Origin of the sequence: Tissierella pigra, from assembly GCF_018917845.1 — a bacterium.
Classification (GTDB): Bacteria; Bacillota; Clostridia; order Tissierellales; family Tissierellaceae; genus Tissierella; species Tissierella pigra.
Window position 1 is genome coordinate 723,693 of the sequence record NZ_JAHLPJ010000001.1, and the last position, 13,775, is coordinate 737,467.

A 13,775-nucleotide genomic window follows, 5' to 3' on the forward strand; every position below is an offset into this window, starting at 1 on the left:
GAAAAGTAGAAAATCCTTTAGAATTGTGGTGATTAAAAATATAATCTGCGTAAACCATAGATATGGAGATGATAAAATGAATAATTATAAATGTACAGTATGCGGTTACATCTATAGACCAGAAAGAGGAGATAAACTACGGGATATAGACCCTAATACAGCTTTTGAAGATTTACCAGAGGACTGGAAATGTCCTACTTGTAATCAACCTAAAATGGCTTTTGAGGAAGTTAAATAGTCTATATAAATTAAGAAACTACCTTTAATTTAGGTAGTTTCTTAATTTATTAATATTATTCGAAGTCTTTGGCAAATTCCTCCAATGAGTCCTTTAATAAGGTTATGGCATAACCAAGGGATGGGCCGCCACCAAATGCAATTGCAACCATTGCAGCTTCCATTATTTCTTCCTTAGTTAAACCTGCTTTTAAAGCATTATAAGCATGTATAGCTATGCAATATTCACATCTACTATATACAGAAATACCAATAGCCACTAATTCTTTTTTCTTTAAATCAATAGCACCATCTTTAAATACAGTATCTGCAAAATTCCCAAAGGCAGATAATTGCTCTGGATTTGTTGCTGCAATACTTGCCATACCATTATTGAAATCAGCTAAATATTCTCTAGGACTTTTCATATTAAATTCCTCCAATTTAAATTTATAAATATACAAACCAAAAGTTATAATCTACTAATTAATTATACTAAAGTTTAAAATAGCTGACCAATAGAAAAAAATAATAAGCTTACCTATAGAATAAGATAAATTTATAGAAGAAATTTAAAAAATCATATAAAATATAGAGGTAGACAAAAAAAGATAATTTATAAAGGAGATAGGAATATGAAATATTCAATAGAAGGGGATTATCCAATACTCAGATGTGTACTTAATAGAGGAGAGACTATAAAAACCAGTGCAGGAGCTATGTCTTGGATGACAGATGGATTTGATATTGAAACTGCATCAGGTGGTATTATGAAAGGCATAGCTAGAATGTTTTCAGGAGAGAGCATGTTTTTTAATCTTTATACAGCAAAAGCAGATAATCAAGAAATTGTATTTGCTTCATCATTACCAGGAACAATAAGACATATAAAAATGGAGGGTCAAATATTAATAGGACAGAAATCAGCATATCTAGCCTCAGAAACCAGTGTTGAATTTCAAACTGTATTTACTAAAAAGTTTTCCTCAGGTTTATTGGGAGGAGAAGGATTTGTTTTACAAAGGTTTTCGGGATATGGAGATTTATTCCTAGAGGCAGATGGATCTTTAACTGAATATAACTTAAATTCAGGGGAAGTAATGTTAGTAGATCAAGGTCATGTATTCTTATTTGAAGAAAGTGTAAAATATGAAATAGAAACAATTAAAGGGATGAAAAATGTTCTATTTGGAGGGGAAGGATTATTTCTTGTAAGATTAATAGGTCCTGGTAAAGTAATTCTCCAATCAATGCCTATATCAAATTTAGCTGCAAGGATAGTGCCATTTGTACCCTCTAAAGGATAAGAAAGGATGGTTTATACCATCCTTTCCAATATTTTATTAGTAACTTTTTTGGGTATTCCAATAGATTCTACTATTACTTCTCCAGTATATTCTTTAGATTCCAGTAATCCTTTTTTAACTAAATGAAAAGTAATAGTCTTGTTTGCTTTAACAGAAATGCCAAGAGTATTTCCTGTATTACCATCTAACCCAGAAGGAATATCAACTGAAAGGATATTATTGGAATAACTATTAATTAAAGAAATTACCTTTTTAAAGATGCCCTCAATTTCTCGGGTTAATCCAATTCCAAATATTGAATCTATAGTCAAATCATTTTTTACTAGGGAATCTTTAAGATATTCTAACTCCATTTCTCCAGTTACATGAATAAATTTTACTTCCATATTTTTAAGTATGTTTAAATTAATATTAAAATCCTTAGTTCCTTTATCTAAATTTCCAATAATAAATAAATCTACATCTTTTCCATTTGTTATAAGGTGACGAGCTATTGCTAGACCATCTCCACCATTGTTTCCAACTCCACATACTATATTGAAACTATTGGTCTTATTTAAATCAATATTATAAATTACCTTAAGGGCAGCATTTTCCATTAGAACTATACTAGGAATGCCAATTTTTTCTATAGTATAACAGTCCATAGCCTTCATTTCTTCACAAGTAATGGTAAGCATACAAAACACTCCTTTCAAAATTATTATATATCTTATTGTGAAGAGTGACAATAATACATAATCAATGTAGAATATTTTATTTTCTACTAATATATAATTTGTAAGGTAACAAGGAAGTACATTAGGAATTGAAATCGGAGTAAAGGTTCATTGACAATATTTTGTAATATTGGTAATATTTAATCAACTAAAACTTTAGGGGGGATTAGATGTATATTTTTCCAGAGAATCTTTATACAGATGTGAGATTAGAAGAGGTTTCTATCAGTGAAATTACTTATGAGAATAAGGAACTAAGACAAAACTTAAAAAGAAACCATAAGGGTGGATTTATTAGAATATTCGACGGAGAAAGGTGGTACTACAGTTCAACTACAGATATAGATAATATTCAAGAAGAAATAGATAACCTTGCTCTTATGGCTAAGAAAAATGAAAAAATCAATGAAAACCCTGTTGTTAAAAAATTTGAAATCAATACTGGAGAATTTCTATATTTTCAAGATAATGATATATTAAATATTAGTCAAGAAGAAAAACTTACTCTTTTGAAATCATATTTTCCAATTATAAGTAAAACCGAAGAAATAAAAATGTGCAGAGCAATATATGTTGACAGTAAAATCACAAAACAGTTTTTTTCCAGTAAAGGTGCAGATTTAATATTTGATTATCAGACTTGTGCTATTGCATTTAGGTATTCTATAAATGTAGATGGTAAGACTTTAGATAGCAAATATGACAAGACTACCACAGATTTTGATGAACTTAAATTATTACACGAAAAACTTAAAAATAAAATAGATAAAGATATTATTTATACTAAGGATGCCAAGCCTGTTAAACCAGGAAAATACACTGTTATATTCTCACCTATAGCAACGGGAGTATTCACTCATGAAAGTTTTGGCCATAAATCTGAAGCAGATTTCATGGTTGGAGATGAAACCATGATGAGAGAATGGACTATTGGTAAAAAAGTAGGTGTAGATAATTTATCTATAGTTGATAGGGGAGATATTTTAGGATGTGGATTTGTTCCCTTTGATGATGAGGGGACTAAATATAATGAAACTTATCTTATTAAAGATGGAATTCTTTCAGGGAGACTTCATAGTAGTTTAACCGCTGAATCTCTTAAAGAGAATGTAACAGGTAATGCAAGAGCAATGAATTTTGAGTTTGAACCAATAGTGAGAATGACTACCACTTATATTGAAGCTGGAGATAAGACTAAAGAGGAACTAATCTCAGAGGTAGAAGAAGGTATATTAGTTGAGGATATAAGACATGGTGCAGGTATGTCAACATTTACCATAGCACCTAGTATCTCTTATATGATAAGAGATGGAAAAATTGCAGAGCCTGTAAATATTGCAGTTATTAGTGGCAATGTAATGGAGACTTTATATGAAATCGATGGGATCTCAAATGAAATAGAAATTGTTTTCTTTCCATTATCAGGTTGTGGGAAAATGGAGCAATTTCCACTTCCAGTAGGTATGGGCGGTCCTTATATTAGAGTAAAAAATATTACGGTACAGTAAGGAGGGATTTCTATGATTAAGGAAAAATATATTAGTAATTTCAAAGAGATAAGTATAAATATTCTTCAATCAAATATAAGATCTGTAAGAAAAAAGGATATTACTAAAATGGGTTTTAGAGTGTATGAAAATGGATTTATTGGTATTGCAGGGGCTGTGGGAAAAGTAGATGAATCTGAGTTGGAAAAAAGAGCAATTGAAAATTTAAGGCTTGAAATACCTTATCCTTATGAGCCCTCTGCTAATCTTGTAAAAAAAGTTGACTATAGGAAAGAAGTATTATCCCATGAAGAGTTGGTAAAAGAAATAGAGGAGTTATTTAAATTATTAAGAGAAGAGTTTCCAGATTTCATTTTTTCAAATAATATCTATATCCAAGATTTTGAAACTAAGTTAATAAATAATAAGGGAGTTGATCTAACTCATATAGATAGAATAGTTGCAGCAGCAATTATAATAAAAGAAAAGGATTCTGTGAATGTATTTGATGCTTTTTCAAGCTATGTAGATAGGGAATATAGCAGAGAGAAGATCTTAAACAATATAAGGGAAACTTTAACGGCTTATAGAAACAAGGTAGAACTGCCTATTAAAGGAAAGCAGCCTGTAGTTTTTTTTGCAGATGATATGTTGCCTCTAAAGAAAATAATAGAAGAAATGAACGGATATAAGGTGGGAACAGGAGCTTCATTGTTTAAAGATTTCATAGGGGAGAAAAAGTTCAGCGATAAATTTACATTATATCAAAGTGCAGAGGAAGAAGAATTAACTGGAGTTGAATTTTTCGATGCAGAAGGTGTTGTAAATCCTGACTACAGATACACCTTAATTGAAAATGGTAAGATAATAACTCCATATACAGATAAAAAAACTGCCTCAGAATTTAATTTACCTCTTACAGGAAGTGCTTCATCAGAATATGATAAGGTTCCTTCCTTAACACCTAGGAATCTTGTTGTAAAATCTAGCGATAAAACTTTAAAGGAATTATTAAATGGTCAACTAGGTATAGCAGTTCTTATTGCATCAGGTGGAGACTTTACTCAAGAAGGAGTATTTGGGACACCTGTTCAATTGGCATTCTTAACTGATGGAGAAAAGCTATTGGGACGACTTCCTGAACTTACAATATCAGGTGAACTATATTCAATGTTTGGTGATGATTTTGTTGGGAAGTCTCAAAATAAGGGATTATTAGACAATAAGACTATGGTATTTAACTTAGAAGTGGATTATATTTAAAAAGATATAAAAATAGAATTGGTGGATGAAAGGCGTCTATTTTGTAATAAAAATAGACGCCTTAAAATTAGTTAGAAATTAAGATTAAACTACTTTCCGTTGTGCCGATATATAATATAAGGCAGATAATATATGGGAAAGGGTGAGAATATGAAAATAACAGGGAATCAATTTAATACTAATAACTTTATGCAAAATAATAAAAAAAACATAGGATTTAAGCCTTGGAATAGTAAAATTATCATGTCGGGACAGAATATATTTAGAGCAAATATAAGACAAGATAAAAATGAAAAATTAGAAGGACCTCAAAGTTCTGAGGGTAATATGTATAAAGGAATATATGAGTCTATAATATTAGATAAAATAGCTAGGAAAATTGCAAGGGGAGAAGAAATTACAGCAGAAGAAAGAGCTATGATTATGGAAAAAGCTCCAGATAGACTAGAAAAGGCTGTACAAGCCAATAAAAGACGTAAAGAAATAGAAAATAGAGTAAAAGCTGCTAAAACTGAAAGGGAAGCTAGAGATATAATATTGGAATCTAAGGTAGAGGCAAAAATAGCCTTGGACAAAGGTGACCAAATCTATGGAGAATATCTTATGGAAGCAGTAAATAAGGTTGAATCAGATTATAATAAAAATGGTGGTAAAAATAAAGGAAATACCCCTAAAGATATAAATGAGAAAGAGAAAGGAAAAGGTATTGATATTAGACTATAAAATAAAAATCTTCTTATCTTAGATAAGAAGATTTTTATAGTCCAAAGCTAAATATAATAAGTGATTTCAAGAAAAATTGGTGAAAAGAAGGACTTTGGTTTTATTTGTGGAATATATAGATATAGGGATAAAGAAAGAGCAGAATAATTTCATATATAAAAGGAGATTTAGAAATATATATGAAAATTTATAATAAATGGGTATATAAAATATTAGTTGAGAGGGAGACTGAAATGGGTTTCAAAGATTATGATATTACTAAAAATAATAAATTTCAAGATAATCCTTCTGGATATTCCAGCTTTCGTGATACTGAAGTTGTAATGATTGTTATGGAATGGGTAGGGGTAATAACAATATTATTTATACCCCTAATTAATATCATAATGTTTTCTATATGGACATTCGGAAAAAAGTCTAATATGAATCTGAGAAATTTTTGCAGAGCTATTTTAGTAGCAATAGTTATTGGATTTTGTTTAAAAGTTTTAAGAGACATATTTTATTTTTAGAGAAGAGGTGTATAATAAAAAATGATTTAGTATTATAAATATAAAATACTGCCATAAGAAAAAGGTTAAATAAAAGAAATACTTAAAGGAGGATTTTATGAAATACTTATTATTATGTTATCCAAGATGTACTACTTGTACGAAGGCTAGAAAGTGGCTTGATGAAAATAATATAGAATATGAAGAAAGAAATATTAAAGAAAACAATCCAACTGAAGATGAATTAAGGCAGTGGATTATCAAAAGTAATTATCCTATAAAAAAGTTCTTTAATACAAGTGGCAATGTTTATAAGGAGTTAAAATTAAAGGATAAACTGTCAGATATGAACGATGATGAGAAGATAAATATTTTATCTACAGATGGTATGCTTGTCAAAAGACCTATTATAGTAGGTGAAAAGTATGTTTTTGTTGGATTTAAAGAAGATGAATGGAAAAATATATTAGAGTAAAATGAAAATAGACTTCTAGAACAGAAATATATATTGATTGGTAAAATAAATTATGCTTTAGAAAACTTAAATAGTAAATATTTAATGAATGGGGACAATTGTCCCCATTAGTTTTACTTGTTTTTATTTAAAAAAGCTCTTACAGCCTCCACAGCTTCAACTTTAGTTGCCCAGGATGTAACAAATCGTACAGCAGTATTATTTTCATCTACCTTTTCAATAAACTCATATACGAACTCTTTTTCCATCTTTTTAAGTAAAGTATCTGGAAATATTGGAAATATTTGATTTGTATATGGTTCAGCATAAAACGTATATCCTGTTTCTTCAATGATTGATTTTAATATTTCAGCCATTTCATTTGCATGTTTTGCCAATTCAAAATATAAATCATCTTGAAATAATGCTTCAAATTGAATTCCTAAAACAAAGCCTTTAGCAGCCAATGCTCCCCTTTGTTTTATTAAAAAACGGAAGTCTTTTTTTAAATCTTTATTTAATATAATTAAAGCTTCTCCAAGTAACGCTCCATTTTTTGTTCCACCAATATAAAATACATCTACTAGATTGGCAATATCTTTAATATTTAAATCATTAGTTTTACATGTAAGGGCTGAACCTATTCTTGCACCATCTAAAAATAACAATAATTCATTTTTTTTACATATCTCATGAATTGATATTAGTTCATCTTTTGAATATATGGTTCCCAGCTCAGTGCAGTTGGATATATATACCATCTTAGGCTGTACCATATGTTCATCAGAATGATGATTTAGAGCTTTCTTTATAATATCTGGTGTCAATTTACCATCTTTGCAAGGCATAGCCACTACTTTATGACCTGTAGCTTCTATTGCACCAGTTTCATGAACATTTATATGACCTGTATCTGCTGAAATTACACATTGGTGTGGTCGTAAAAATGATGATATTACCAGCATATTGGTTTGAGTTCCACCAGGAATAAAATGTATATCTGCATCTTCTCTTTCAATTAATCTCTTAATATATTCTTTTGCCCTGTCACTATGAATATCTTCTCCATAACCTATATTGGGTTCATAATTCGAGCTCATAAGTAATTCTAAAATTCTCGGATGAGCACCTTCGCTATAATCATTTCTAAAACTATACATATCTATTCCTCCGTTTATAGTATTTTCTTATATATATAATACACCAAATAATTCTCAATTTAAACTTGTTTTAATAGCACTAATAAAATCTATTTATAAACAGTTCCAATACTTAAAATTTATGATAAGATAACAATATAGACATAATAAAAATATCAGGAATGAACTTTGTTCCTGTTATGATGGAAAGGAAGGATGAATGTAATGGAGAAAAACATGAATATAGGAATCATAGGGGCAGGAGTAGTTGCAGAAAGAATAATAAATGCTAGTAACAATCATCCAAAATCAAATATAAAAGGGATATATGATGTAAATACTAGTAGACTAAGAGAAATAACAGAGAAGTATAAGTTAAAAGCTGTAGATTCTTATAATGCGTTATTGGAGGATAAAGATATAGATATTATTTATTTAGCGGTGCCTCCAAAATATCATTATCCCATAGCTATGGATGTATTAAAGACAGATAAACATTTTATATGCGAGAAACCTTTGGCAAATTCAACAGATGAGGCAAAAGAAATGTATAAAACAGCTAAGGATAAAAATATAGTTCATGGAATGAACTTTCCTACTATATATATGAAGGCCTATGAAAAGATAGAGGAGCTTTTAGATGAGGGATTTATTGGTGATCTAGTTAGAGTTGAGTTTCAAGGTTATTTTACTCATTGGCCAAGACTGTGGCAAAAAAACGATTGGATAACATCAAGGGAGCAAGGTGGTTTTGTAAGAGAGGTGGTTACTCATTACATTCAAATGATTCAAAGGCTATTTGGAGATATAGAAGATATAAGTACTTTTATAGAATATCCTGCAAATCCGCAGATTTCAGAAGAAAGCATTATTGCTAGGGGAATGGTAAAAGGAGTTCCAGTGTTAATCAATGGAGTTACTGATGTAGGTATGGAAGAAGAATTATGTTTTAAGATATTTGGTACAAAGGGATCTATATATTTAAAGAATTGGAGAGAGCTATGGATAGCTACGAAAGATTCAGTCTTAGAGAAATTAGATATTAAAGAAGAAAATCATCTAGTTGATTTATTAGACAATGTATTTAAGGCAATAGAAGGAGAAAAGGCTAAGATTGTTGATTTTGAAGAAGGTTATAAAACTCATATGATTATAGAAAAGTTATTAGGCAGAGAATAAGTTTATAAAATAAAAAAAGGAGGGTGAATTCAAATGAACAAAGTGTTATTAGTTGTTGATATGCAAAATGATTTTATAGACGGTTCATTAGGTACAAAAGAGGCAGTAAGTATTGTTCCAAATGTAGTCCAGAAAATTAAAGAATTTGAAGGAAAGATAATATACACAAGAGATACTCACCAAGGAGACTATTTATCCACCCAGGAAGGCAGAAATTTACCTATAGAACACTGTATAGAAGGTACATTGGGATGGGAAATACATAAGGATATTCAAGAGATAATAAGCCCTCAGAATGTTATCTATAACAAAGTAACCTTTGGTTCAAAGGACTTAATTTTAGAACTAGAAGAAATGAATAAGAAAGAACCCATAGATGAAATAGAATTAGTAGGTATCTGTACAGATATTTGTGTAATATCCAATGCTCTTACTATAAAAACATTTTTACCAGAAGTGAAAATCTCTGTGGATGAAAATTGCTGTGCAGGCGTAACTAAAGAAAGTCATAAAAATGCACTAAATGCAATGAAAATTTGCCAAATACAGATTAAATAATATATCTTGCATAAATCTAATAGTTATTATACGATAATATAAATTAATTATTGGAGTGAATAATATGGAACTATTAAAACAGAGAATAAATAAAGATGGAGATATTAAGGAAGGGAATATAGTTAAAGTAGATAGTTTTTTAAACCATCAGATAGACGTAGAGCTATTAAATGAAATAGGTAAGGAGTTTAAATCAAGATTTTCCTTAGAAAAAATAGACAAAATACTTACTATAGAAGCATCAGGTATTGCCATAGCTGTTATTGTGGCACAGTATTTCAATGTACCTGTGGTTTTTGCAAAGAAAACTGATTCAAAAAATCTTGATAAAGATACATATGAAAGTAAAGTATATTCTTATACTAAGGATAAAACCTATACCATAAGGGTATCTAAGAAATATTTAAATAAGGGAGAAAACATACTTATATTAGATGACTTTCTTGCTAAGGGAAAGGCAGCAGAAGGATTAATAGATATAATAAATCAATCTAATAGCAATTTAATTGGTGTAGGAATAGTTATAGAAAAGGGCTTTCAAAATGGTGGCAAAAATTTACGAGATAAAGGTATAAAATTAGAATCCTTGGCTATTGTAGATTCCATAGAAAATGGTAAAATAATATTTAGATAATATTGTGTTAAATTAAAAAGATTATTCTTAAAAAGTTGAAGAATAATCTTTTTAATTTGATATAGAAGGACACAATTCCTAATTTTTTTTATATATAGTATAATTAATAGAAAAAGTATGTCTTTTTAGGACAGATGTCCTTTAAAATGATTTTAATTTACTATATACTTAAAGGAGCGAATTTAGTGAATATAATAGAAATTATCGAGTCTAATAAGATAATAAAAAAGATTCTAAAAGATTGTCCATACAGCATTCTTAATAAATGGGAAAGCATGAACTATACAAAGGGGCAAATAATCTGTCAACAGGGCATAGTATATGAATATTTTTATATTATAGTAAATGGATATGCCAACATATGTATAAATGGGGAGAATGGTAAAAAATATTCTCAAGCTATATATAAAAAGGGAGATTATTTTGGAGAACTGGAGATATTTGATAATAAGCCCTATGGATGTTCCATTGAAGCTTTGACAGATATTCAATTAATACGAATAGATAGAGATAGCTTTCTAAAATGGATAGATAAAGATAGACATTTCTCCCTACATATAATGAAAACATTATGTCATAATTTTTATACATTATCTAAATTAGCAGGAGAAAATACTCTATATTCCTTAAAATACAGAATATGTAATTATCTTTTATATAGAACAGATTCTGGAGTTAAATCGGGCACTGGAATACAAATTGATATAAATAAGGAACAGTTAAGTGAGCAGTTTGCAGTTACATCTAGAAGTATAAATAGAGTTCTTCAGCAGTTAAAGGAAAGTAATTTAATAGATGTATCAAATAATTATATTACCATAATAGATATTAATGGATTGAAACTTCAAGAAAAAACAAGTAAAAATGAATAACTATGAAATAGAATCGAGATAATCGATTTTATATAAAAAATAATATAAAATAAGGAGGTATTTTTCTTGAAAAAGAAACTTACGATTTTTTTAGTACTGATGCTGACAGTATCTTTAGCATTATCAGGTTGTAAAAAAGCTAATGATGTGCCAGGTGCTTCTAATAACTCAGGAGATACAGCTGGAGAAGGAGTAAAAGTAGGATTAGTATTAGCTGGTGGTTTAGGAGATCGTTCTTTCTATGATTCATCCCACGAAGGTGTAGAAAAAGCTAAAAAAGATTTCGGAATTGAGTATAAGGTATATGAATGTAGGAATGATTCGTCTTTATTAAATGATCAAGTAGTACAAGCATCACAATATGGTTCAATTGTAGCAGTAGTAGGTTTTGAATTCTTTGATGTTGTACAAGATGTTGCAAAAGAGTTCCCAGACGTTAATTATATATATGTAGATAATGAAATAGAAGGGATGGATAATTTAATTACTGTTTCTTATGCAGAAAATGAAGGAGCTTTTTTAGCAGGAGCATTGGCTGCTATGCTTACAACAGAAACATCTATAGAAGGTATAGATGACAGTAAACTAATAGGTATGGTTGGAGGAATGGATATTCCTGTAATCAGAAACTACCAAATAGGATTTGAAGCTGGAGCAAAGTATATTGATTCAGAAATTGAAATTCAAACAACATTTGCAGAAGACTTTGAAGACCCTGCAAAAGGTAAAGAACATGCAACAGTTCTTTATGGAAGAGGAGCTGATATTATATTCCAAGCAGCAGGAAAAACGGGAGAAGGTGTATTTGAGGCTGCTGCAGAACATGGTAAATATGCCATAGGAGTAGACTCAGATCAGCGTTATATTAATCCAAATAATATAGTTGCTTCAATGATTAAAGAAGTAGGAAAATCAATTTATGAAACTATAGAAAAAATCCAAAAAGATGAAGTTGAAAAAGGTAAGGTTGTTTACTATGGCCTAGCTCAAGATGGTGTGGGTATGGCTTATGGTACAGATGATATGATGCAATTTGCAACAGAAGATATGAAGAACACTCTTGAAGATATTAAGGCAAAAATCATTAGCGGAGAAATTACAGTACCAACAGGTAAGTAATAATTATTGGAGAAGTAGTTAACTACTTCTCCATTTTAAAACAGTTTTTGAGATTAAGAGGTGAAACTTAAATGTATGAAAAGGTTTTAGAGTTAAAAAATGTGTCCAAACAATTTCCTGAGGTATTGGCTAATGATAATATAAACCTTGATATTAGAAAAGGAGAAATTCATGCAATAATTGGAGAAAATGGTGCGGGAAAATCTACACTGATGAATATATTGTATGGACTTCATGAACCAACTACAGGAGATATTTATTATAATGGGAAACCCATCAAAATGACTAGTCCTTTAGATGCAATAAAAATAGGAATTGGTATGGTTCATCAACATTTTATGTTGGTTCCTTCATTTACTGTGGCAGAAAATATAGTATTGGGAACAGAACCTACAAAAAGAAAAATATTTGTAGATAAAGAAAAAGCTATAGCATCTACAAAAAAGTTATCAGAGACTTATGGTTTAACAGTTGACCCGAAGTTAAAGGTGGAGTCATTATCTGTAGGAGTTCAACAAAGAGTTGAGATACTAAAGGCCCTTTATAAAGGAGCAGATGTTTTAATATTAGATGAACCAACAGCTGTTTTGACTCCACAGGAAACGGATGAATTATTTAAAGTAATAAAAAGATTAGTAGATGAATCGGGAAAGACAATAATAATAATTACCCATAAGCTTCAAGAAGTATTATCTATTTCTGATAGAGTAAGTGTAATGAGACAAGGAAAGATGATAGGCACTTTAGATACAAAGGACGCCAATGAAAAGATTTTAGCAGAAATGATGGTAGGCAGAGAAGTATTATTTAACAAAATAGACAAGAAGCATATAGAAAATAGAAAACATGAAGAAATACTAAAGGTAGAAAAATTAAGGGCTAGAGATAATAGAGGTCTTATAGCTTTGAGAAGCATAGATTTAAGTTTAAAATCGGGAGAAATTCTAGGAATTGCAGGAATAGAAGGAAATGGACAGTCGGAGTTAGTAGAAGTCTTAACTGGACTTAGAGAAAAGGAAAGTGGACAAATATTTATCAATGGAGTTGAAATTTCCAATAAGTCTCCAAGGGATATAAGAGAGCTGGGTATTGCCCATGTTCCAGAGGATAGACTTGCCATGGGTCTATCTAAAGATGCCTCAATTTCAGAAAATATCCTTATGGGAAATCAGCATAATGAACCATATGCTATTAAAGGCATTCATTTGAATAAATCAAAGATTAAATCCAAAAGTAGAAAACTAATAAAAGAGTTTGATATAAGAACTCCTTCAGAAGATGTTTTAGTTGGGAATTTATCTGGTGGAAATATGCAAAAAGTAATTATAGCTAGGGAGTTTTCCTTTAATACTCCTATACTGATTATATCTCAACCAACTAGGGGAGTAGATATAGGGGCCATTGAATTTATTCATAGCCAAATAATTGAGAAGAGAAATCAAGGTTGTGCTATTTTGTTGGTTTCAGCTGAACTAGATGAAATATTTAGATTATCTGATAGGATAATAACTATTTATGAAGGAATTATTACAGGAGAATTTAAGGAAGGCGAAATTTCAAAGCAAGAAATCGGACTCTATATGACTGGAAAGAACATACAAATTTAAAGAAGGT

The 13,775-nt window shown here is 29.9% G+C and carries 16 protein-coding genes; 13 read left to right on the forward strand and 3 right to left on the reverse strand.

Annotated features, from left to right (window positions below; translation table 11 throughout):
- Positions 1–76 precede the first annotated feature (76 nt).
- Entirely contained in the window at positions 77–238 is a 162-nt protein-coding gene (locus KQI41_RS03465) for a rubredoxin (RefSeq protein WP_216584876.1), read from the forward strand.
- Between the two features lie 55 nt (positions 239–293).
- Here KQI41_RS03465 and KQI41_RS03470 read toward each other — a convergent pair whose 3' ends face one another.
- Positions 294–644 carry a carboxymuconolactone decarboxylase family protein gene (locus KQI41_RS03470; RefSeq protein ID WP_216584877.1) on the reverse strand — a complete coding sequence of 117 codons (351 nt, stop codon included), beginning with the start codon at positions 642–644 and terminating at the stop codon, positions 294–296.
- A 207-nt stretch (positions 645–851) separates the two neighbouring features.
- On the opposite strand from KQI41_RS03470, the gene KQI41_RS03475 reads away from it, so the two are divergent.
- A complete protein-coding gene (locus KQI41_RS03475) occupies positions 852–1,523 on the forward strand; it encodes a TIGR00266 family protein (RefSeq protein WP_154439496.1) in 672 nt (223 codons plus the stop codon).
- Between the two features lie 11 nt (positions 1,524–1,534).
- Here KQI41_RS03475 and KQI41_RS03480 read toward each other — a convergent pair whose 3' ends face one another.
- Complete coding sequence (locus KQI41_RS03480) at positions 1,535–2,203, reverse strand: NAD(P)H-hydrate epimerase (RefSeq protein WP_154439495.1); 669 nt, start codon at positions 2,201–2,203, stop codon at positions 1,535–1,537.
- Between the two features lie 209 nt (positions 2,204–2,412).
- On the opposite strand from KQI41_RS03480, the gene KQI41_RS03485 reads away from it, so the two are divergent.
- The 5 genes from KQI41_RS03485 to KQI41_RS03505 all read left to right on the forward strand — a co-directional run bounded on the left by KQI41_RS03485 (position 2,413) and on the right by KQI41_RS03505 (position 6,681).
- Positions 2,413–3,750 carry a TldD/PmbA family protein gene (locus KQI41_RS03485; RefSeq protein WP_154439494.1) on the forward strand — a complete coding sequence of 446 codons (1,338 nt, stop codon included), beginning with the start codon at positions 2,413–2,415 and terminating at the stop codon, positions 3,748–3,750.
- A gap of 12 nt (positions 3,751–3,762) precedes the next feature.
- Positions 3,763–4,992, forward strand: coding sequence for a metallopeptidase TldD-related protein (locus KQI41_RS03490; RefSeq protein WP_154439493.1), 1,230 nt, complete (start codon positions 3,763–3,765; stop codon positions 4,990–4,992).
- Positions 4,993–5,142: 150 nt separating this feature from the next.
- Positions 5,143–5,715, forward strand: a complete 573-nt coding sequence (locus KQI41_RS03495) for a hypothetical protein (protein WP_154439492.1) — start codon at positions 5,143–5,145, stop codon at positions 5,713–5,715.
- 179 nt (positions 5,716–5,894) lie between these two features.
- The gene (locus tag KQI41_RS03500; protein ID WP_154439491.1) at positions 5,895–6,227 is read left to right on the forward strand and encodes a hypothetical protein; all 333 of its coding nucleotides are present in this window, start codon (positions 5,895–5,897) and stop codon (positions 6,225–6,227) included.
- A 97-nt stretch (positions 6,228–6,324) separates the two neighbouring features.
- A complete protein-coding gene (locus KQI41_RS03505; protein WP_154439490.1) occupies positions 6,325–6,681 on the forward strand; it encodes an arsenate reductase family protein in 357 nt (118 codons plus the stop codon).
- Positions 6,682–6,794: 113 nt separating this feature from the next.
- On the opposite strand, the gene KQI41_RS03510 is transcribed toward KQI41_RS03505, so the two are convergent.
- Entirely contained in the window at positions 6,795–7,820 is a 1,026-nt protein-coding gene (locus KQI41_RS03510; RefSeq protein WP_154439489.1) for a threonine aldolase family protein, read from the reverse strand.
- A gap of 204 nt (positions 7,821–8,024) precedes the next feature.
- Here KQI41_RS03510 and KQI41_RS03515 point away from each other — a divergent pair, with 204 nt between their 5' ends.
- The 6 genes from KQI41_RS03515 to KQI41_RS03540 all read left to right on the forward strand — a co-directional run bounded on the left by KQI41_RS03515 (position 8,025) and on the right by KQI41_RS03540 (position 13,768).
- On the forward strand, positions 8,025–8,978 hold the full coding sequence (locus KQI41_RS03515; RefSeq protein WP_195837933.1) for a Gfo/Idh/MocA family protein: 954 nt from the start codon (positions 8,025–8,027) through the stop codon (positions 8,976–8,978).
- Positions 8,979–9,011: 33 nt separating this feature from the next.
- Positions 9,012–9,536, forward strand: a complete 525-nt coding sequence (locus KQI41_RS03520; RefSeq protein ID WP_154439487.1) for a cysteine hydrolase family protein — start codon at positions 9,012–9,014, stop codon at positions 9,534–9,536.
- A 64-nt stretch (positions 9,537–9,600) separates the two neighbouring features.
- Positions 9,601–10,170, forward strand: a complete 570-nt coding sequence (locus KQI41_RS03525; protein WP_154439486.1) for a xanthine phosphoribosyltransferase — start codon at positions 9,601–9,603, stop codon at positions 10,168–10,170.
- A gap of 185 nt (positions 10,171–10,355) precedes the next feature.
- Positions 10,356–11,042 (forward strand): Crp/Fnr family transcriptional regulator, encoded by a 687-nt coding sequence (locus tag KQI41_RS03530; protein WP_216584878.1) that lies wholly within the window; start codon positions 10,356–10,358, stop codon positions 11,040–11,042.
- A gap of 66 nt (positions 11,043–11,108) precedes the next feature.
- Complete coding sequence (locus KQI41_RS03535) at positions 11,109–12,161, forward strand: BMP family lipoprotein (protein WP_216584879.1); 1,053 nt, start codon at positions 11,109–11,111, stop codon at positions 12,159–12,161.
- Between the two features lie 71 nt (positions 12,162–12,232).
- Complete coding sequence (locus tag KQI41_RS03540; RefSeq protein WP_216584880.1) at positions 12,233–13,768, forward strand: ABC transporter ATP-binding protein; 1,536 nt, start codon at positions 12,233–12,235, stop codon at positions 13,766–13,768.
- The last annotated feature ends 7 nt before the right edge of the window (positions 13,769–13,775 follow it).

Coding starts and splice junctions, on each gene's coding strand:
- KQI41_RS03465 (WP_216584876.1), top strand. CDS start 77: ATGAATAATTATAAATGTACAGTATGCGGTTACATCTATAGACCAGAA.
- KQI41_RS03470 (WP_216584877.1), bottom strand. CDS start 644: ATGAAAAGTCCTAGAGAATATTTAGCTGATTTCAATAATGGTATGGCA.
- KQI41_RS03475 (WP_154439496.1), top strand. CDS start 852: ATGAAATATTCAATAGAAGGGGATTATCCAATACTCAGATGTGTACTT.
- KQI41_RS03480 (WP_154439495.1), bottom strand. CDS start 2,203: ATGCTTACCATTACTTGTGAAGAAATGAAGGCTATGGACTGTTATACT.
- KQI41_RS03485 (WP_154439494.1), top strand. CDS start 2,413: ATGTATATTTTTCCAGAGAATCTTTATACAGATGTGAGATTAGAAGAG.
- KQI41_RS03490 (WP_154439493.1), top strand. CDS start 3,763: ATGATTAAGGAAAAATATATTAGTAATTTCAAAGAGATAAGTATAAAT.
- KQI41_RS03495 (WP_154439492.1), top strand. CDS start 5,143: ATGAAAATAACAGGGAATCAATTTAATACTAATAACTTTATGCAAAAT.
- KQI41_RS03500 (WP_154439491.1), top strand. CDS start 5,895: ATGAAAATTTATAATAAATGGGTATATAAAATATTAGTTGAGAGGGAG.
- KQI41_RS03505 (WP_154439490.1), top strand. CDS start 6,325: ATGAAATACTTATTATTATGTTATCCAAGATGTACTACTTGTACGAAG.
- KQI41_RS03510 (WP_154439489.1), bottom strand. CDS start 7,820: ATGTATAGTTTTAGAAATGATTATAGCGAAGGTGCTCATCCGAGAATT.
- KQI41_RS03515 (WP_195837933.1), top strand. CDS start 8,025: ATGGAGAAAAACATGAATATAGGAATCATAGGGGCAGGAGTAGTTGCA.
- KQI41_RS03520 (WP_154439487.1), top strand. CDS start 9,012: ATGAACAAAGTGTTATTAGTTGTTGATATGCAAAATGATTTTATAGAC.
- KQI41_RS03525 (WP_154439486.1), top strand. CDS start 9,601: ATGGAACTATTAAAACAGAGAATAAATAAAGATGGAGATATTAAGGAA.
- KQI41_RS03540 (WP_216584880.1), top strand. CDS start 12,233: ATGTATGAAAAGGTTTTAGAGTTAAAAAATGTGTCCAAACAATTTCCT.